General features: G+C 54.5%; 17 protein-coding genes. 12 read left to right on the top strand and 5 right to left on the bottom strand.

From position 1 onward, the window contains the following. The first annotated feature begins 175 nt into the window (after positions 1–175). From BTJ39_RS12900 to BTJ39_RS12920, 5 genes are all read left to right on the top strand, one after another. A complete protein-coding gene (locus BTJ39_RS12900) occupies positions 176–2,449 on the top strand; it encodes a molybdopterin guanine dinucleotide-containing S/N-oxide reductase (RefSeq protein ID WP_078003111.1) in 2,274 nt (757 codons plus the stop codon). A gap of 260 nt (positions 2,450–2,709) precedes the next feature. Next, entirely contained in the window at positions 2,710–4,425 is a 1,716-nt protein-coding gene (locus BTJ39_RS12905; RefSeq protein WP_078003112.1) for a penicillin-binding transpeptidase domain-containing protein, read from the top strand. A gap of 144 nt (positions 4,426–4,569) precedes the next feature. After that, positions 4,570–6,729, top strand: coding sequence for a bifunctional acyl-ACP--phospholipid O-acyltransferase/long-chain-fatty-acid--ACP ligase (gene aas, locus BTJ39_RS12910; protein ID WP_078003113.1), 2,160 nt, complete (start codon positions 4,570–4,572; stop codon positions 6,727–6,729). Beyond that, positions 6,722–7,936: a lysophospholipid transporter LplT gene (gene lplT, locus BTJ39_RS12915; RefSeq protein WP_078003114.1), complete on the top strand. Its 1,215-nt coding sequence runs from the start codon at positions 6,722–6,724 to the stop codon at positions 7,934–7,936. Before aas ends, lplT begins: the two co-directional genes overlap by 8 nt. A 297-nt stretch (positions 7,937–8,233) precedes the next feature. Then, positions 8,234–8,956, top strand: a complete 723-nt coding sequence (locus tag BTJ39_RS12920; protein WP_139356349.1) for a hypothetical protein — start codon at positions 8,234–8,236, stop codon at positions 8,954–8,956. Positions 8,957–9,110: 154 nt separating this feature from the next. Here the strand turns inward: BTJ39_RS12920 and BTJ39_RS12925 are convergent, their stop codons facing one another. The 4 genes from BTJ39_RS12925 to mutH all read right to left on the bottom strand — a co-directional run bounded on the left by BTJ39_RS12925 (position 9,111) and on the right by mutH (position 12,107). Beyond that, on the bottom strand, positions 9,111–10,151 hold the full coding sequence (locus BTJ39_RS12925) for an NADP(H)-dependent aldo-keto reductase (protein ID WP_078003116.1): 1,041 nt from the start codon (positions 10,149–10,151) through the stop codon (positions 9,111–9,113). A 151-nt stretch (positions 10,152–10,302) separates the two neighbouring features. Next, positions 10,303–10,518, bottom strand: coding sequence for a YgdI/YgdR family lipoprotein (locus tag BTJ39_RS12930; RefSeq protein ID WP_078003117.1), 216 nt, complete (start codon positions 10,516–10,518; stop codon positions 10,303–10,305). Positions 10,519–10,644: 126 nt separating this feature from the next. Continuing rightward, positions 10,645–11,358 carry a TerC family protein gene (locus BTJ39_RS12935; protein WP_078003118.1) on the bottom strand — a complete coding sequence of 238 codons (714 nt, stop codon included), beginning with the start codon at positions 11,356–11,358 and terminating at the stop codon, positions 10,645–10,647. A 62-nt stretch (positions 11,359–11,420) separates the two neighbouring features. Then, positions 11,421–12,107, bottom strand: a complete 687-nt coding sequence (gene mutH / locus BTJ39_RS12940; protein ID WP_078003119.1) for a DNA mismatch repair endonuclease MutH — start codon at positions 12,105–12,107, stop codon at positions 11,421–11,423. A gap of 684 nt (positions 12,108–12,791) precedes the next feature. Between mutH and rppH the strand changes: the two genes are divergently transcribed. From rppH to thyA, 4 genes are all read left to right on the top strand, one after another. Continuing rightward, entirely contained in the window at positions 12,792–13,316 is a 525-nt protein-coding gene (gene rppH / locus BTJ39_RS12945) for an RNA pyrophosphohydrolase (protein ID WP_078003120.1), read from the top strand. Between the two features lie 12 nt (positions 13,317–13,328). Continuing rightward, entirely contained in the window at positions 13,329–15,575 is a 2,247-nt protein-coding gene (gene ptsP, locus BTJ39_RS12950) for a phosphoenolpyruvate--protein phosphotransferase (protein WP_078003121.1), read from the top strand. 141 nt (positions 15,576–15,716) lie between these two features. Further along, complete coding sequence (lgt, locus tag BTJ39_RS12955) at positions 15,717–16,607, top strand: prolipoprotein diacylglyceryl transferase (RefSeq protein ID WP_078003122.1); 891 nt, start codon at positions 15,717–15,719, stop codon at positions 16,605–16,607. Beyond that, positions 16,604–17,398, top strand: coding sequence for a thymidylate synthase (thyA, locus tag BTJ39_RS12960; protein WP_078003123.1), 795 nt, complete (start codon positions 16,604–16,606; stop codon positions 17,396–17,398). Before lgt ends, thyA begins: the two co-directional genes overlap by 4 nt. A gap of 89 nt (positions 17,399–17,487) precedes the next feature. On the opposite strand, the gene BTJ39_RS12965 is transcribed toward thyA, so the two are convergent. Then, complete coding sequence (locus BTJ39_RS12965; protein WP_078003124.1) at positions 17,488–18,219, bottom strand: DUF2076 domain-containing protein; 732 nt, start codon at positions 18,217–18,219, stop codon at positions 17,488–17,490. A 289-nt stretch (positions 18,220–18,508) separates the two neighbouring features. Here BTJ39_RS12965 and aroL point away from each other — a divergent pair, with 289 nt between their 5' ends. From aroL to BTJ39_RS12980, 3 genes are all read left to right on the top strand, one after another. Beyond that, the gene (aroL, locus tag BTJ39_RS12970) at positions 18,509–19,033 is read left to right on the top strand and encodes a shikimate kinase AroL (RefSeq protein ID WP_078003125.1); all 525 of its coding nucleotides are present in this window, start codon (positions 18,509–18,511) and stop codon (positions 19,031–19,033) included. 138 nt (positions 19,034–19,171) lie between these two features. Continuing rightward, positions 19,172–19,363, top strand: a complete 192-nt coding sequence (locus tag BTJ39_RS12975) for a YaiA family protein (RefSeq protein WP_078003126.1) — start codon at positions 19,172–19,174, stop codon at positions 19,361–19,363. Positions 19,364–19,567: 204 nt separating this feature from the next. Then, positions 19,568–20,245: an AroM family protein gene (locus BTJ39_RS12980; RefSeq protein ID WP_078003127.1), complete on the top strand. Its 678-nt coding sequence runs from the start codon at positions 19,568–19,570 to the stop codon at positions 20,243–20,245. Positions 20,246–20,448: the final 203 nt, after the last annotated feature.

A 20,448-nucleotide genomic window follows, 5' to 3' on the forward strand; every position in this document is an offset into this window, starting at 1 on the left:
TAAACGTTTACATTGTGCCAGTGTTGCGGAAATTCCCATGTACTTCAAGCAGACAGAATGTCAGCGGCGTCGCAAAGCCGACAGAATGTTGTTAAATCCCGCGTTCGGCGGCGCCGGGAATTCAGCATTGAAAGCTGTTATCCTCGCCTGATGTTGTCTGGCAGGGGAATAGCGAATGAAAAAAGTGCCACATCTTGCTCACTGGGGAGCGTTTAATGCGGTAGTCGAGCAGGGGCGGCTGCTACGCTGTGAACCTTTTTTTGCCGATCGTGATCCGTCGCCGATGCTGCAAACGCTGCCTGAGCTGGTTTACTCGCCACAGCGCATTCATCAGCCGGCGGTGCGCCGCTCCTGGCTGCGTGAGCGTGAAGGCAGCGATCGCACGCTGCGCGGACGAGAAGATTTTGTCACCGTGGACTGGGAAACCGCGCTCGACCTGGTTGCCGGGGAGATTACGCGGGTGCGTGAGCGCTACGGCGCCGATGCCATCTTTAACGGTTCTTACGGCTGGTCTTCCGCCGGTCGGGTGCATCACGCTCGCACCCTGGTGCGCCGCTTTTACTTTGCCGGCGGCGGCGCTATCGACCAGCAAGGCAACTACAGCTGGGGAGCGGCGCAGTTTTTTCTGCCCTACGTTATCGGCAGCTACAAGCCCTTGACCGGGCGGGTAACCGACTGGCCGCAAGTTATTGAGCACTGCGAGCTATTTATCGCTTTCGGTGGTCTGGCGCTAAAAAACGGCCAGGTGGCTTCCGGCGGGGCGGGAGATCACAGCCTGAAGCCGGCGCTGGAGTCGCTGGCGCGCAAGGGAACGCCGATTATTAATATCAGCCCGCTGCGCGATGATTGTCCGTCCTTCGTCAACGCCGAGTGGATAGCCATCCGGCCTAACACCGACGTGGCGCTGATGCTGGCGCTTGGCTATGAACTGGAGAGGCAGCAGCTGGTCGACAGAGATTTCCTGGTCTCCCATTGCGTGGGTTATCCGCAGCTGCGCGCCTATCTGCTGGGTGAAAACGATGGCGTGCGTAAAACGCCGCAGTGGGCGGAAGCGATTACCGGTATTCCGGCTGCGCGCATTGCCCGTCTGGCGCAGCAGCTGGCCGGACGGCGAAGTTTCCTTACCTGCGCCTATGCCGTTCAGCGCGCGCATCGCGGCGAACAGCCCTACTGGATGATGATCGCGCTTTCTTCGATGCTCGGCCAGCCAGGACTTGCAGGCGGCGGCTTTTCTTTCGGCCATGGTTCGATGAATGGGGTGGGGAACCCACGACTGGACGCCGCCGGTCCCGGAATGCCGACCGGGGTCAATCCGCTGGCGCAGCAGGCCATTCCGGTTGCCCGCATCAGCGATATGCTACTTAATCCCGGCAAAGGTTATCAATTTAACGGTCAGCAGCGCCATTACCCTGATATCCACCTTATCCACTGGGCGGGCGGTAATCCGTTTCATCACCATCAGCAGCTGCACCGGCTGGTGGAAGGCTGGCAGCGTCCGGATACGGTGGTGGTCCAGGATATCGTCTGGACGCCGGCGGCACGCATGGCGGATATCGTACTGCCCGCCACCACCAGCCTGGAGCGCAACGATATTGGCGGATCTTCCAGCGATCGCTACGTTCTGGCAATGCACCAGGCTATCGCGCCGCAGCACCAGGCGCGCAATGATTTTGATATTTTTGCCGACCTTGCCGAGCGCCTTGGCTATCGTAGCCTGTTTACTGAAGATCGCGACGAAATGGCATGGATACGTCGGCTCTATCAGCAGAGCGCTGCGGCCCATCAGCAAAAAGGCAGCCACTGGCCTGATTTTGAAACCTTCTGGCAACAGGGCTACGTTGAGGCGCCGGCGGCGGCAAAACCCTTCGTCTATATGGCGGATTTTCGCGCCGATCCTGCACAACATCCGCTACGCACCGCCAGCGGTAAAATTGAGCTTTACTGCGCCGCGCTTAACGACTTTAAGCTGGAAGACTTTGCGCCCCATCCCGAATGGCGACCGCCGCAGGAATGGCTGGGTAACGCCGACAGCACCGGTTTCCCCTTACATATGATCTCGATGCAGCCCGCCGACCGCCTGCATAGTCAGATGGATGCGACGCCTGGGGTGCAGGCGGCGAAAACCGCTGGCCATGAAACCCTCTGGATGCATCCCGATGACGCTGGTCAGCGACGGATCGCCGAGGGTGAAGTGGTTGAAGTGTTCAACGCGCGCGGCCGCATGCTGGCCGGAGTGCGGATTACCGATGGCCTGACGCCGAAGGTGATCGCCATTGCCACCGGCGCCTGGTTCGACCCGGGATTCGGCGGCAGCTGGCAGCCCTACGATCGCGCCGGCAATCCTAATGTGTTAACGCTGGATATCGGTACCTCGTCGCTAACCCAGGGACCAAATGCGATGAGTTGCCTGGTGCAGGTCCGGCGGCGGGAAACTTTGCAAAGTAATTGATAAATCTCATAGCTGGTTACACTTTGCGGGTATTGGTTGCGAATCATAGGTAGAAGACGCTGCGGCGCTGTTGCTACAGTTTAGATCCCAGAGGTATTGATAGGTGAACATCAACACGTGTTACACCAACCTGCGCAGATGCGCAGGTTTTTTTTTCTCTGCCGCCCTTATCACGAACTGATACACAGTTTCGCTATCAACACTGCGCCGTTTTTTGTATAACTCTCAGCTGGTTCCTCGTTAAACGCAGTAGAAGCGCTATGCCCAAATTAAAAAAAATTCTTGCTAAGGAACTGGCAAAAGCCCCATTTCATCCCATGCGTTTTCGTCTGATTTGCCTCGGCGTACTCTCCTGCATGGGGTTGCTACTGGCACGGGTAGCGGATTTACAGCTGATCAACCATCCGATGCTGGAAAAGCAGGCGGATGAACGCTCATTGCGTACCGTGGTACTGCCTACCAATCGCGGCACGCTGCTGGATCGCAACGGCGACACCCTGGCACTCAGCGTGCCTTCGCGCGATATCACCGCTGATCCGTTGAGGGTGATGGAGTCTCATCCTGATTTTACCGACCCTAAATGGTCCTATCTGGCCAATGCGCTCGGCGAGCGCCCGGAAGAAGTTGCAAAGCAGATAAGCGCCAATCCCACCCGGCGCTTTCTTTATCTGGGCCATAAAATTGAGCTGGGCATCGCCAAAGATATTGCCAGCCTGCATTTACCGGGTATCAGCTCGGTTTACGATGACAGCCGTTTCTATCCTATGAGCGATGCTTCGGCGCCGCTAATTGGTATTGTCGGTGCCGATAACAAGGGGCTGACCGGGCTGGAGCGTAGCTACGACAAACTGCTGCGCGGCACGCCGGGTGTCGAGCAATACCGACAGGATGGCAGCGGTAACATCATCTCTATGATCAATTACGAGCCGCCGCAACAGCCGCCGACGGTGCAGCTCAGCATCGACAAGTTTGATCAGTACACGCTTTACAGCAAGCTGCGCGATGGCGTGCTGCTGAATAAAGCGGATTCGGGGGCGGCGGTGCTGATAAAAATTGATACCGGTGAAATTCTCGGTATGGCTTCTTATCCGTCTTTCAACCCGAACAATTTTGCCAACGTGCCTGCTTCGCAGATGAACAACGTTGCAATTAACGACAGCTTCGAGCCGGGATCGACGGTCAAACCGCTGGTGGTAATGGAAGGGCTGGAACGTAAGCTGGTGCGCCCGGACTCAGTGCTGGATACCACCCCTTATCGGGTGAACGGTCACCTCATCCGCGACGTCGGCCACTGGCCGCGCCTGACGATGACCGGCATATTGCAAAAATCGAGTGATATCGGCGTTTCGCATATCGCGCTGGCAATGCCGGCGGAGGCGTTGGTAAAAACCTATCAGAGTTTTGGCCTCGGCAGGCCGACCGGCCTGGGGCTGACCGGTGAAAGTACCGGTTATTTCCCCGCTCACCGTCAGCGCTGGGCGGATATTGAGCGCGCCACTTTCTCTTTCGGCTACGGACTGCGCGTTACGCCGTTGCAGATTGCCCGTGAATACGCCACCCTCGGCTCGTTTGGTATCTATCGCCCACTTTCCATTACCAAAGTGACGCCGCCGGTTCTCGGCACCAGGGTCGCGAATGCGTCTACGGTACGCGCGGTGGTCCATATGATGGAGAGTGACGCGCTGCCCGGAGGGAGCGGCGTACGCGCGGCGGTGCCGGGCTACCGGCTGGCGATTAAAACGGGCACTGCGGAGAAACTGGGTGCGGGCGGCAAATATGACGGCGGCTATATTAACTATACTGCCGGCGTTGCCCCGGCCAGCAATCCGCAGGTGGCGCTGGTGGTGATGATTAACCATCCTACCGCCGGAAATCACTTTGGCGGCTCGGTGGCGGCGCCGGTTTTCGGCAATATTATCGGCGCGGTGCTTAAGCATATGAACGTGGTGCCGGATGCGCTCTACGATCACGGTTAATCCGCTGCGCATGCCGATCGCGGCGTAGCGTGGTGCAGAGCGCGCAGAAGCGAGTAAAAAAGGACAGGACAGGTAATCGTTGATTGCCAATGGTTGCGTCAGCATGCATCCTGTAGCAATTTATTACTCGCTAAAGGATCAGGCATGCTTTTTAACCTGCTGCGCGTGCTGTTGCGCATACTGTTTCGCGTACGGTTACGCGGCGATCTCTCGGTACTGAAAAGAGAGAAATTGCTGATTACGCCTAATCACGTCTCTTTCCTCGACGGGGTCTTGCTGGGGCTGTTTTTACCTATCAAGCCGGTATTTGCCATTTATTCAAGTATCAGCGAAAAGTGGTACATCAGCTGGCTGAAGCCGATTATTGATTTTGTTCCCCTCAATCCCACCCGCCCGATGTCGATTAAATATCTGGTAAGGTTGGTGGCAGAAGGGCGCCCGGTGGTTATTTTCCCGGAGGGAAGGATAACGGTGACCGGCTCGCTGATGAAGATTTACGAGGGAGCCGGCTTCCTGGCCGCCAAATCACAGGCAACGGTGGTGCCGCTGCGCATCGAGGGTGCCGAGTTCTCGCATTTTGGTCGCCTGGCCGGCGTTTTCAAACGCCGCCTTTTTCCCCGTATTACCCTGAATATTTTGCCGCCCACCTCGGTACCAATGCCCGAGGCGCCGCGCGCGCGCGATCGCCGACGGCTGGCGGGTGAGCATCTGCATCATATTATGATGGAAGCGCGTATGGCGGTACGTCCGCGTGAAACGCTGTATGAGGCCTTCCTCGCAGCCGGTATCCGCTATGGTCGCGCTAAGCCTTGCCTGGAAGATATTAATTTCAAACCGGACAGCTACCGCAGCCTGCTGAAGAAATCTCTGGGCGTAGGACGTATTCTCGAACGTCACACCCGGCAGGGCGAATATATTGGCCTGCTGCTGCCGAATGCTAACGTGACCGCAGCGGCTATTTTCGGCGCCACGATGCGCGGCCGGGTTCCGGCAATGCTCAACTACAGCGCCGGTGTTAACGGGCTGGAAGCGGCGCTGACGGCGTCCCAGGTGCGGACGGTATTTACCTCGCGCCAGTTCCTCGATAAAGGTAAGCTCTGGCACCTGCCCGAGTCGCTCAGCCAGGTGCGCTGGGTTTATCTGGAGGATCTGCGCGATACGGTCACCACCGGCGATAAGCTGTGGATCCTTAGCCGTCTGCTGTTTCCGCGCATGGCCCAGCTGCCGCAAAAAGCCGAAGATGCCGCCATGGTGCTGTTTACCTCCGGCTCGGAAGGCAAACCCAAGGGCGTGGTGCATTCCCATAAAAGCCTGCTGGCGAACGTTGAGCAGATCCGCACAATTGCTGATTTTACCCCGCGCGATCGCTTCATGTCGGCGCTGCCATTATTTCATGCCTTCGGCCTGACCGTCGGGCTGTTTACGCCGCTGATGACCGGCGCGCAGGCTTTTCTCTATCCCAGCCCGCTACATTATCGCATCGTGCCGGAGCTGGTGTATGACCGCAATTGTACGGTGCTGTTTGGCACCTCAACCTTCCTTGGCAACTATGCGCGCTTTGCGCAGCCCTACGATTTTGCCCGGCTGCGCTATGTGGTCGCCGGCGCGGAAAAGCTGCAGGATACAACCCGGGACATCTGGTTTGAAAAGTTCGGCATTCGCGTTCTGGAAGGCTATGGCGTCACCGAATGTGCGCCGGTAGTGGCGATTAACGTGCCGATGGCCGCGCGCAATGGCACCGTCGGACGCATTCTGCCGGCGATGGATTCGCGGTTAATTTCAGTGCCGGGAATCGAAGAAGGCGGCCGCCTGCAGCTGCGCGGGCCTAATATTATGAACGGCTATTTGCGCTATGAGCGTCCGGGCTTTCTTGAAACGCCAGAGGCGGACAATGGCGAAGGGCAGATGGAGGCCGGCTGGTATGACACCGGCGATATCGTTCGCTTTGATGACCAGGGATTTTGCCAGATTCAGGGGCGGGTGAAGCGCTTTGCCAAAATCGCTGGCGAAATGGTTTCACTGGAGATTGTCGAGCAGCTGGCGCTGAAAGCCTCGGCGGAAAAACAGCACGCCGCCACGGTTAAACCCGATGGTAACCGCGGTGAGGCGCTGGTGCTGTTTACCACCGATGCCGATCTCAAACGCGATGCGCTGCAACGCGCGGCCAGAGAAAGCGGCGCGCCGGAGCTGGCCATCCCGCGTGATATCCGTTATCTCAAGCAGCTGCCGCAGTTGGGCAGCGGTAAGCCTGATTTTGTCGCGCTCAAGGCAATGGCGGAAACCAGTGGGGAAGCCAATGTCTGATTTCGATCCCGCGAAAACCGCGCTGATTTCCCGGCCGATGCTGGCGGTGATGACGGCGCAATTTTTGTCTGCATTCGGCGATAACGCGCTGTTATTCGCCACCCTGGCGCTGTTAAAGCAGCAGTTCTGGCCGGACTGGAGCCAGCCCATTTTGCAGATAGTCTTTGTTGCTACCTACATCCTGCTTGCACCTTTTGTCGGGCAAATTGCTGACAGCTTCAGCAAGGGGCGAGTCATGATGTTTTCCAATGGCCTGAAGCTGCTTGGTGCCTTAATTATCTGCTTTGGCTTTAACCCGTTTCTCGGCTATAGCCTGGTGGGCGTCGGCGCAGCGGCGTACTCCCCGGCCAAATACGGTATTCTGACCGAACTGACGCGCGATGAGCTGCTGGTTAAAGCCAACGGATTGATGGAGGCCTCCACCATTGCTGCGATTTTACTGGGATCCGTGGCTGGCGGCGTGCTGGCCGATTTTAACCTGCTGAGCGCGCTGGCGGCGTGCGTCATAGCCTACGGCCTGGCGGTGGCGGCGAATATCCTGATCCCCCGACTGCAAGCTGCGCGCCCGGCACGTTCATGGCGGCCACGGGAGATGTCGGCGCAGTTTTTTAGTGCCTGCCGGGTGCTCTGGCAGGATGGTCAGACGCGCTTCTCACTGGTTGGCACCAGCATGTTCTGGGGCGCCGGTGTTACCCTGCGTTTTCTGCTGGTTATTTGGGTGCCGGTTGCCCTTGGCGTCAGCGATAATAAAACGCCGACCCTGCTGAATGCCCTGGTGGCGGTTGGCATCGTGCTGGGCGCCGGGCTGGCGGCGCGGCTGGTTACGCTGAAAACCGTCGCCCGCTGCATGCCTGCTGGCATACTGATTGGCATCGCGGTAAGCATTTTCGCCCTGCAAACCAATGCGTACAGCGCCTGGCTGCTGCTGGTGATCATTGGCATGCTGGGGGGCTTTTTTGTGGTGCCGCTCAATGCGCTGTTGCAGGAAATTGGGAAGGTGAAAGTCGGGGCGGGTAATGCGATAGCGGTGCAAAATCTTGGTGAAAATACCGCCATGCTGCTGATGCTGGGACTTTATTCACTGGCGATTAAGCTTGGGGCGCCACCGGTTGCCACTGGTGTCGGCTTTGGTGTGCTGTTTGCGCTGGCGGTCGGCGGCCTCTGGCTATGGCAAAGGCGTCAATCTGTGCGGTCTTTAAGCCGCTAAGGTCTGATCTCAGGCTTGAGCAAGCCCCGACGCGTAATGCGTGGGGGCATACACTGCGTAGCGTTATTCAAATAAGCAATTTTTGAAATAACAATTGTAATTACTTGTGTAATTTCATTTCTTTGCACTTCATTTTTTGGGCGCTGCAAGCGGGGAATATATTAATTGAGCCCATGCTTAAATAGCGATTTTTTAGTAAACGGTCAATTTTCTACTTTCGACGCTAATACGTCAAAATTGAATTTTCATTTTGCAATGTACAGATAATGTATTATGGCTATAAAGGAATTTATTACGATGAAAGTGAGCGATTTTATTAGAAGTAGAGTTTTTCATAGTACAGAAGCTGCTGTCTCAATGGCAAAAAAAAGCCCTAAAAATTACGCCTTTGCTGAAACGTTACTGTTAAATAAGCTACGTAAAGTGGTCAATGCTAACGCGTCATACAACATAGCCAAAGCGACAAAATATCATAATTCGCTTACGGAGTTGAAAAAGACGCTACCTTTATCAAAGCGTGATGGTGTTTATTCCAGCGATCGGCAACTGGCTGAAAGTACGACTAATAGCACAGCGACAAGTTACTGTTCAATAAAGGGCAGTCAGTCCTTTAGCGATTTGGCCGCTGAGCTGAAACGTCAACGGACTGAAATCTCCGGACACACTCATTTTGCAAGGAAATGTGGTGGTTCTGAAACCATTCCGCTTCGCGATGCTATTAATAACCCGGAGAATCTAAGAGATACAACGGAAAATTTAACTGATGCCTGTGACAAAGTCATCGATGATAACAAAGTAAATATGCAGCAAATGCGTCGGATAACAACAAATCTGAGATGTTTAGCAATGCAAAAAAATGAAAGCATAGCGTCAGAGGCAGAGGACTTTTTAAAAAATCCGATTAATGGCAAAACGTTGTGCGATTATGGCGATATGAAAGATTATGATGATAACACCTTAGACAAGGTTAAAAACTGCGTGAGAATGGTTCGTGGCTGGGCCAGCAAACTTAGCTTCTAAGTTTAAGGTTTGAGCGGAATATTTCCGGCTTAACAGGTCACAGTAACTGCGCATAACTTCTCTGTATCGGACGATTACTATTACTGACCTGCCATGCTTGCCAGCTTAATCTCTGGCAAGCATTTTTTATTACCTGATTCCGGGCAAGGCCTGATTACGGCGCCGGGAAGGTGTAGCGGCGATGTATAGCCTCCAGCTGTTCGAGCTGTTCCTCATTCAGCGTCAGATCAAAACTGTCGATATTCATCTTCAGTTGTTCAAGCGTAGTGGCACCCAGCAGGGTGCTGCAAACAAACGGCTGCTGGCGCACGAATGCCAGCGCCATCTGCGAAGGATCGAGATTATGTTTACGCGCCAGCGCGACGTACTCGGCGGTAGCCTGCTGCGCCTGTTCGCCACTGTAGCGCGTAAAACGGCTGAATAACGTATTACGAGCCTTAGCAGGCTGAGCGCCATTGAGGTATTTACCGCTCAGCACGCCAAACGCCAGGCTTGAATAGGCCAGCAGCTCAACGCCTTCGTGCTGGCTAATCTCGGCCAGGCCGACTTCGAAGCTGCGATTCAGCAGGCTGTAGGGGTTCTGAATAGTCATAATACGCGGTAGCTCATGCTTTTCCGCCAGCTGCAAATAGCGCATTACGCCCCAGGGCGTTTCATTTGAGACGCCGATATAGCGAATTTTACCGGCGCGAACCTGTTCGTTCAGTGCTTCCAGGCTTTCCAGCAGCGTGACCGGCACGCTGTTATCGTTGTACTGGTAGTTCAGCTTGCCGAAATAGTTGGTCTGGCGCTGCGGCCAGTGCAGCTGATAAAGATCGATGTAGTCGGTGTTCAGCCGTTTGAGGCTGGCATCCAGCGCTTCGCGGATATTTTTACGATCCAGCGCCTGGTCAGGGCGAATAGACGCGTCGTTACCGCGTGACGGACCGGCGACCTTAGAGGCAATAATCAGCTTTTCGCGGTTACCGCGCGCTTTCAGCCAGCTGCCGATATATTGCTCTGTTCGTCCCTGGGTCTCCGGCCGTGGCGGCACCGGATACATTTCTGCGGTGTCAATCAGGTTGATGCCGCGTTGTACGGCGTAGTCTAACTGTGCATGGGCGTCGGCTTCACTGTTTTGCTCACCAAACGTCATAGTGCCCAGACCCAATGTACTGATTTCGAGGGTACTATGGGGGATACGGTGATATTGCATTGCCGGCTTCCTTTTTCTTCTCAGACGATGAGGACAAGCGCTGTCCGGCATTTGACTATAGCTTCAGGTCGCTTATCGGTGAAGAGGGGAATTAACGGAAAGTTAGCGGGCAGCCCGTTGAGCTGCCCGCCTTGTGAGTCTGTGTCGCCGGTTAGCGCTCTATCATTGAGGAGACTTCATCGCCGTTGATTTGCTTTTCATGACCGCTTTCATCAACGTAGCTTACCAGACCGGTTTCCTTATCAATCACCGGCTTACCGCTGGTCATGATCATCTGTCCGTCTTTGGTCGTCATAACATAATTGCTGCTACAGGCACTAAGTAATAGCGCGCAGGTCGCTATTAAGCTGGTGACGATCCACTTCATGTAATTCTCTCCCCACTTGGCGCACGTTTTATCAAAACAAGTGTAGTATCACCGATTCAGTTCTGCGTATTAATGGTACCAGTCCGAAAATTGCCGTGATTTCCCCCCTGATATTGACATTTTCGCTCACGAAGATTCTTTTTTGTTACGCAACAGGTTCAGACTTTCTACCGCCATTGAGAAAAACATGGCGAAATAGATATAGCCTTTTGGCACGTGAATGGAAAAACTCTCCAGAATTAGCGTAAAGCCAACAAGGATCAGAAACGCCAGCGCCAGCATTTTCACCGATGGATGGGCATCGACAAACTCGCCGATGGTTCTGGCAGCAAACATCATCATCAGCACCGCAATCACTACCGCCGCCATCATAATGATCAGATGGTCCGATAAGCCCACTGCGGTGATAACCGAATCAAGACTAAAAATGATATCCAGCATCATTATCTGCACAATAGCGCCGGCAAAAGAATGCACATTGGTTTTCTGTTCGCCTGCACCGTGGCCCTCAATAGTTTCATGAATTTCCGCACTGGATTTCCACAGAAGAAAAAGGCCACCGAACAGCAAAATCAGGTCGCGGGCAGAAAACGTGTGCTGCAGCAGGCTAAACAGGGGATTGGTTAGCTGAACCACCCAGGCGATTGAGGCCAGCAGCCCCAGACGCATCAGCATCGCGGCCAGCAGGCCGAAGCGGCGGGCGCGGTTTTGCTGCTTTTTCGGCAGCTTTGCTACCACCAGTGAGAGGAAAATGATGTTATCGATCCCAAGAACAATTTCCAGAATAGTCAGGGTGCCTAATGCCAGCCAGGCGTTGGGATCAGCAATCCAGTCAAACATGTGCGCTACGGATTCCTAAACGAAAGTTAAACGAAGATTATACGCAGCATTGCAGCAGATGTTTATAATAAAAAATGGCGGGCTAACAGCGGCGCGGTGAAGGTTTTTTTCAGATAGAAGCCGCGTGGCAGCGTCATAATCGGCTGTCCGTGTTCGCCGATGGCCTCGGTCAGCGCTTTGCTATTGGCGGCTTTCGGGCGCAGCTGTAGTACTTCCCCATGGCGCGCTGTTATACGTTCGACCTGCCCTAATACGATAAGATCCATCAGCTCTTCCCAGTCTCTTTGCAACAGCGATTCTTCTTCCTGATTCGGGCTCCACAGCAGGGGGGAACCGATGCGCCTTTGCGCGAGGGCGATAGAGCGATCGCCTTCTACCGGTACCCACAGCACCCGCGTCAGCTTATGGCGAACGTGGCTGGTTTGCCAGACGACGCCGGTATTGCCGGTAAGCGGTGCTACGCACACGAAGGTGGTTTCCAGCGGACGTCCCTGGCCGTCGACGGGGATGGTTTTTAGCTCAACGCCGATATGGGCGAAGTCGCGCTCCGCTTTACTTCCGGCGCTGGCTCCCAGCCATAGCTCAAGCAGCATACCTACCCAGCCTTTATCGCGCCGTAGATCGCGCGGAATAGCGATGCCGGCCCGGGCCGCCAGTTCTCCCATGCTGAAACCCGCCAGCGCCTGTGCTCTTGCCAGAAGTACTTGTTCATTTTCCGGTGCGGGGAACAGGGTAATATCGGCAGCCATGTAATGCCCTATGACAGGTTAAAAAACAGGCGATTGACTCAGTAAAAATGGGCCGTAAAGAAAATCGCAGGTGATAAATAAATAATAGCATGAAAAATAGCGTTTTTTTATCGTCTTCGGGCGACAGATTTCATTCTTTCCTGACGCTTAGTGCCGATAGTCACCGACAATGAACAGGATCTTACACCAGGTTATCCACAGAAAAATGGGATAACCCACAGATGTAAGCAACACTGGTTCAATTTACAGGGTTGACGGCGACTTTTTTTACTGAATTTAGCCAGAGTTTGTGCGTTTATTTACCCGGCGCTGTGGATAAAAAAACCGGCGTTCGATCTTTCACCAGCTCGGAAACGGCGCAAAGATCCCGCCGCGTTTACAAAACGATAATACCGTTGATATTGTAATTATTTATTTATTATTCAGGTGGTTGTGTTTATGTTTTGTGCGGTATCTTCCAGAGTAAAAGAAAGTTTTCCCCATGTGTTAAGTCAGTTCTTCACAAAGATATACACAGAAAAAGTGCATAACCGCGCTTTTACGATCGGCATATTGTTTATAACTTGGTTTTTAATTACGAGTTATCCAAAAGTTAGCTGTATCACACCGCTGTAAGCAGTGGTTTACCGCCCCTTAGGAGTGTGAAACAATCAGCGTATCCAGATATTAGTTTGAGGTAGTCCAGTGATCGATGATGATGGCTACCGCCCGAATGTTGGTATTGTTATCTGTAATCGACAGGGACAAGTGTTATGGGCCAGACGCTTTGGTCAGCACTCCTGGCAATTTCCTCAGGGAGGTATCAACCCTGGTGAAAGCGCTGAGCAGGCGATGTACCGGGAGCTGTTTGAGGAAGTGGGTTTGCACCGCAAGGATGTGCGGGTGCTGGCGTCAACCCGTAACTGGTTACGATACAAGCTGCCAAAACGTTTGGTGCGTTGGGATACAAAGCCGGTATGTATCGGCCAAAAGCAAAAGTGGTTTCTTCTTCAGTTGATGTGCAATGACGCAGATATCAATATGCAGACCAGTAGTACGCCGGAGTTCGATGGCTGGCGCTGGGTCAGCTTCTGGTATCCGGTTCGCCAGGTTGTCTCATTTAAGCGCGATGTTTATCGTCGGGTGATGAAAGAGTTTGCCAGTGCCGTTATGCCTTTACAGGAGACGCCGCCACCGAGACAGCCCGTTAATCGACGCAAGAGAGGATAAGCCACGCAAATTATGCTCACTCAGTTGCGCGAAATCGTTGAAAAAGTGGCAGCCGTGTCGCGCTTGAATGAGGCGCTGGAGATTTTAGTTAATGAAATCTGCCTGGCTATGGACACTGAGGTTTGTTCCGTCTACCTGGCGGATCACGAACGTCGCTGCTATTACCTGATGGCGACCCGGGGGCTTAAAAAGCCCAAGGGTCGCACCGTTGCTCTCGCGTTTGATGAAGGCGTCGTCGGTCTGGTTGGGCGTCTTGCGGAGCCGATAAACCTGGCGGACGCGCAAAAACACCCCAGCTTTAAATATATCCCTTCAGTAAAAGAAGAGCAGTTCCGTTCGTTTCTCGGCGTGCCGATCATTAGCCGTCGTCAGCTGATGGGCGTGCTGGTGGTGCAGCAGCGTGAGCATCGCCAGTTCGATGAAAGCGAAGAGTCATTTCTGGTCACGCTGGCGACGCAGATGGCCGCTATCCTGTCGCAGTCCCAGCTGGCCGCGCTGTTTGGGCAGTACCGGCAGACGCGAATTAAAGCGCTGGCAGCCGCCCCGGGCGTGGCGGTTGCTGAGGGCTGGGTCGATAGCATTCAGCCTTCGCTGGAGAGCGTTTCAGCGGCGTCCACCCTCGACGTGCAGCGCGAGCGCGAGCGGCTTTCGCTGGCGATCGCCGAGGCTGCAAGTGAATTCAGGCGCTTCAGTAAAAGATTCAGCGCCAGCGTGCAGCAGGAAAGCGCCGCCATTTTCGATCTTTACTCCCACCTGTTGAGCGATGCCCGGCTTAAAAAAGATCTGTTCAGCGCGGTCGATCAGGGATCGGTGGCCGAATGGGCAGTGAAAAAGGTTATCGAAAAGTTCGCCGCCCAGTTTGCCAGCCTGCAGGATAGCTATTTGCGTGAGCGTGCTGGCGACCTGAGGGTGCTGGGGCAGCGTCTGCTTTTTCATCTCGATGATTCAATGCAGGGGGCCTACGCATGGCCGGAAAAATTTATTCTGGTGGCCGACGAGCTAACGGCCACTACCCTGGCAGAGGTGCCTCACGAGCGCCTGGCGGGGGTGGTGGTTCGCGACGGCGCATCTAACTCCCACGCGGCGATTCTGGTGCGGGCGATGGGGATCCCGACGGTGATGGGCGCGGATATTCAGCCGCCGCAGCTGAAAGGGCGTCTGCTGATCGTCGATGGCTATCGCGGCGAGGTACTTATCGATCCTGAATCCGTGCTGGTTCAGGAATATCAGCGTTTAATCAGCCAGGAAAACGAGCTGAGCAAAATGGCTGAAGGGGTAGTTGAGCTACCCGGTAAGTTGAAAAGCGGTGAGCCGGTGAAGGTAATGCTGAATGCCGGCCTCAGCGCGGAACATGAAAAATCGATCGGCAACTGGGTCGATGGCATTGGCCTGTATCGCACTGAAATACCGTTTATGCTGCAAAGCGGCTTTCCCTCTGAAGAGGAGCAGGTGGCGCAGTATCAGGGTATGTTGCAGCTTTTTCTGGATAAGCCAGTTACGCTGCGCACCCTTGATATCGGTGCCGACAAACAGCTGCCCTATATGCCGATCAGCGAAGAGAATCCCTGCCTCGGCTGGCGTGGTATCCGTCTGACGCTTGACCAGCCGGAGATCTTTCTTATTCAGGTGCGTGCCATGCTGCATGCTAACGTCGCCAGCAATAATCTCAGTATTCTGCTGCCGATGATTACCAGCATTGATGAGATCGACGAAGCTCGCCGCCTGATTGACAGGGCGGGGCAGGAAGTAGAAGAAATGCTCGGCTACGCCATCCCGCGGCCGCGTATTGGTGTGATGATTGAAGTGCCCTCAATGCTTTTCATGCTGCAGCACCTGCGCCAGCGCGTCGATTTTGTCTCCGTCGGCACCAACGATCTTACGCAGTATCTGCTGGCGGTCGATCGTAATAACACGCGGGTAGCTAACCTGTATGACAGCCTGCATCCCTCTTTGCTGCGCGCCCTGCAAATGATCGCTATCGAAGCGAAGCGTGCTGACATTGAACTTTGCCTGTGCGGCGAGATGGCCGGCGACCCGATGAGCGTCGTGTTGCTGATAGGCATGGGGTACTACCATCTGAGCATGAACGGCCGCAACGTTCCGCGCGTGAAATACCTGCTGCGCCACATTGATGCGCTGGAAGCGCAAAACCTTGCTGAGCGTGGGCTACAGGCGCAGCTAACCTCGGAAGTCCGCCAGCTCGTTTCGTCTTTTATGGAGAGCAAAGGGCTGGGCGGGCTGGTGCGCGGCGGGCGTTGATGCTGCTACGACAGGTTACAAAGTTTACAATTACAGCGTAACGCCTGTGGTATTATCTGGCAGCTTATTTAACCCGGCGCCTGGCGTCGGGCAATCTCTGTTGCAGCCCGTGAATTGGGCTGACGTTGATAATGGTGAAAGATGAATAACGGTTATCTGGCCTTCCCAAAATTTGATCCGGTAATTTTTTCTATCGGGCCTGTTTCGCTTCACTGGTACGGCTTGATGTACCTGGTGGGGTTCGTTTTTGCTATGTGGCTGGCGGTGCGTCGCGCCAATAAACCCGGGAGCGGCTGGAAAAAGGAAGAGGTGGAAAATCTGCTGTATGCGGGTTTTCTGGGCGTGTTCCTGGGGGGCCGCATTGGCTACGTGCTGTTTTATAATCTGCCGTTATTCCTTGAAAACCCGCTTTACCTGTTTAAAGTCTGGGACGGCGGCATGTCGTTCCACGGTGGGCTAATCGGCGTTATTTGCGTGATGCTGTGGTTCGCCCGTCGCACGAAGCGTACCTTTTTTCAGGTGGCCGATTTTATTGCGCCGCTGATCCCCTTTGGCCTTGGCGCCGGACGACTGGGCAACTTTATTAACGGCGAACTTTGGGGCCGCGTCGATCCTAAGCTGCCGTGGGCAATGCTGTTTCCCGGTTCACGCAGTGAGGATTTGGTGCTGGCGGCCAATAACGCGCAGTATCGGGCGCTGATGGCCAGCGATACCTACGGCGTGCTGCCGCGGCACCCATCACAGCTTTACGAACTGGCACTGGAAGGCGTGGTGCTGTTTATTATTCTTAATCTGTTTATCCGTAAGCCACGCCCGGTTGGCAGCGTCTCCGGTCTGTTCCTGTTCTGCTACGGCTGCTTCCGCTTTATCGTTGAGTATTTCCGTCAGCCGGACCAGCAGCTGGGCCTGTTCCTGGATAACTATATCTCGATGGGACAGATTCTCTCCTTGCCGATGATTTTTGCCGGCCTGATTATTTTTATCTGGGCTTATCGTCGTCATCCTGACGCGCAGCTGGGTGAACAGAAATGAAGCAATATCAGGCATTAATGCAGTACGTGCTGGAGCAGGGCACGGCAAAAAACGATCGTACCGGTACAGGCACCCTGTCGGTATTCGGTTACCAGATGCGCTTTAATTTGCGCGATGGTTTTCCGCTGGTGACCACCAAGAAATGCCATTTGCGTTCGATTATTCATGAGCTGCTGTGGTTTCTGAATGGTGACACCAATATCGGCTACCTGAAGGACAATAAGGTTTCCATCTGGGACGAGTGGGCCGATGAAAACGGCGACCTTGGCCCGGTTTATGGTAAACAGTGGCGTAGCTGGGGTGCGCCGGACGGACGGCAAATCGATCAGCTAAGCAACGTTATTGAGCAGCTGCGCCAGGATCCCGATTCGCGACGCATCATCGTTTCAGCCTGGAACGTTGGTGAGCTGGATCAAATGGCGCTGGCGCCCTGCCACGCTTTTTTCCAGTTTTATGTCGCTGACGGTAAGCTTTCCTGCCAGCTTTATCAGCGTTCATGCGATATCTTCCTCGGTTTGCCGTTTAATATCGCCAGCTATGCGCTACTGGTGCATATGGTTGCCCAGCAGTGCGATCTTGAGGTCGGGGATTTTGTCTGGACCGGTGGCGATACCCACCTTTACAGCAATCATCTTGAGCAAACACGTTTGCAGCTGGGCCGTGAGCCACGGTCACTGCCAACGCTGCGCATCAAGCGCAAGCCGCAGTCGCTGTTTGATTATCATTTTGATGACTTTGAGATTGAAGGCTACGATCCGCATCCGGCGATTAAAGCACCGGTTGCGGTGTAAAAGCTGAGCAGGTTTAACGCACCATAAAAACCCCGGCCATTAGCGCCGGGGTTTGTCGTTTCAGGCCTGGCCAGATGAGCTGATGGCGGTCAGACAAAGCTGTCATCATCGAAATCGTTGCCATAGTCGTTATCGAAACCGTTGTCATCGCCAAATCCGCTATCGTTAGCGAATCCGTTATCGTTAGCAAATCCGTTGGCGTTAGCCGGATCATAGCTGGCGTTCTGCCAGTCTGCGCCCTGGCCCTGGTCGAGAAAGCTGGTATCAGCCGCGTTAAAATCCTGCTGAGGTAGCGGTGGCTCATTAATGATATTCACGATCTCCTGCGGCTGCGAATGATGGAACATGCTGGTCAGCATGTCGGCCATCACCACCCCGCCGGCGACGCCGGCGGCGGTTTGCAGCGCACCGCCCAAAAAGCCAGTCCCACGCGGGGCGGCCTGAGCAGGCTGCGGCGGCGGATTATAAGCTGATTGCTGTTGCTGTTGGGCGGCCCATGCCGGCGGCGCAGAGGACGCATTCTGGCGATTGCCGGCGCCAAACAGGCCAGACAAAAAGCCGCCGCTTTGCTGCGGTCGGGCCTGAGCCTGTTGAGCCTGGGCAAGCTGCGCTTCCAGCTCGGCAACGCGTCCATTGAGCTGCTTCATTGCCGCTTCCTGAATAATAAGCGCCTGCGCCATATAGTAAGGCGCTGCCGGAACCTGCTGAGCATGCTGTTCAATCAGCTGCTCTGCCGCTGCATCGCGCGGGCTGGACTGTGCCGCCGCTTGCTTAATACGGGTAAAAAGGCTCTCGATCAACTGCTGTTCGTTGCTCTGCATATAAACCTCCGGGTCAGGCATTAAGCATCCTATTTTCAGTATGGCGTGAAGAAAGTAAATTGTCGGCGCGTAAGCAAATGTTGCACTGCCGTTTCACCATTAATATCGCCGTTGTAAAGTTAATTGAACGCGTATTGATGACTGTTTTTAAACATGTTTTTTTAAGCTCTGGCGACAGATTGTAAAACTATCGTTACTGGTGGTGATGCGTAAGAAATATCGGTATCATGCGACGCTCTTATGGCGGCTGTAACAGCATCATCGTTTTGAAATACAGGAAGTCACGATCATGACCTCACCCATTTATCTTATCGGCGCCCGCGGCTGCGGCAAGACAACGGTAGGGCAGGCTCTGGCAACGGCGCTGGGGTATGCTTTTGTCGATACCGACCATCATCTGCAACACGTCACGCAGCGCAGCGTTGCGGAAACCGTTGCGGCTGAGGGATGGCAGGGGTTTCGTCTGCGGGAGAGTGAATCGCTGATAGCGGTGAGCGCCCCCTCGACGGTGGTCGCCACTGGCGGCGGCATGGTGCTGGCAGAGCGCAATCGCCATTTTATGCGCCAGTCAGGAACGGTGGTGTATCTTAATGCGGGGGCGGGAACGCTGGCCGCGCGGTTGCAGGCCTTCCCGCATGATGCGCAGCGTCCGACGCTGACCGGGCGTCCCATCGCTGAAGAGATTGAGCAGGTTCTGACCGAGCGCGACGCGTTGTACCAGCAAACGGCGCATCATGTGATTGATGCCAGTCATCCACCGGAAAAGGTGGTACAGCAAATTCTGGATGCGCTGTCACCGGCGCGGGCGGTCTGACTCGGCAGCGTTGCTGCGCCAGGAAAATTCCGCTCAGGGATTCAACGTTCTCTCATTGTCTATACTTATTCTCTGCGCCACCGAAGTGTTGACACTTTTGTGAAGCAAGCAGATGAAACTAATCGAGAGGAGAGACATATGCCGGGCAGACCCCCTTACCCCCGTGAAGCGCGCATAGTACCCGTTGAGAAGGGGCCGCCGGGTAAAACGGTAACCTGGTATGAGCTGCGAGCGGATCATCCGAAACCGGATTCCTTGATCAGCGAACATGAAACAGAGCGGGAAGCGCAGGACGCCAAAGATCGCTACGAAGACGCCGATAAAATCTGATTTCGTATGGCAGGGATGCCAGTAATAAAATTTTTTTCATCACAATTATCCACTAACCCACTGAAACGCTTTTCATCCCCCCTTGTTGCTCCACCGCTGGGCGGTCTGTAGCGCTGCCGGCATAGCAGGACGTGCTACGCTTGATCATTACCCTTTAACGTCAGCGCCCGTGCTGGTCTGCATGATGAAACAGCGGATATTGTCATGACACAACAACTGATAACGCTTGGTCTGGGCGCGGAGCCAGCCAGTGATATTCATCCGCTGCTGCTGGAGTACCTGCCTGAGATTTCAATCCGCCATGTCAGCCTGCTGGACGGCCTGAGTGAAAGTGCAATCGAACAGCGTTATGCCGCCGCTGAGAGTGAACCGGTGATTTGCGTACGGGTAAACGTCAGTCGACTGGCGGTGCTTTCCGCTAAAAAGATCACCCACTTATTGCAGGAAAAAATCACCACGCTGGAAGATGAGGGCGCAGAAACGATCCTGCTACTTTGCCATAGCTATCCGCTTAAGCTGGTTACCCGGCAGGCGATTGTGCTGGAACCCGACCGCGTTCTTCCGCCGCTGGTAAAAGCCATCGTTGACGGGCATCAGGTTGGCATCGTTATATCTGATGAACTGCGTCTGGAACATCAGCAGAGTAAATGGCGCAGATTGAATAAGCGCCCCTGTTTTGCGGTGGCTAATCCCTGGCAAGACGACGAAGGCGTGCTGGCGGATGCGGCGCTATTGCTGCAAGAGCAGGGGGCGGATGTGGTGGTGCTCGACTGCCTTGGTTATCATCAGCAGCACCGTGATTTCCTGCAAAAACTGCTGGGAATACCGGTCCTGCTAACCAATACGCTGGTCGCAAAGCTGGCGGCCGAGCTGTTGAGCTGAAATGTTGACCTCGTGACAGACCATGAAGTGCTGCAATAGGGTATTCGCGGTTTTTACTGGTCCTTTGTTTGGTTTAAAGTAAATAGCCAGCATAAAAAACTGAAGTTTAGCTGGGAACTTTTTTTGCAAATAATGCGGTCGCTAATCATTGTACACTTCAGGTTCCTATTGATTTGTTCTGAAGCTGATTTCCCGCGCCCATT

This window comes from Izhakiella australiensis (assembly GCF_002006995.1).
Classification (GTDB): domain Bacteria; phylum Pseudomonadota; class Gammaproteobacteria; order Enterobacterales; family Enterobacteriaceae; genus Izhakiella; species Izhakiella australiensis.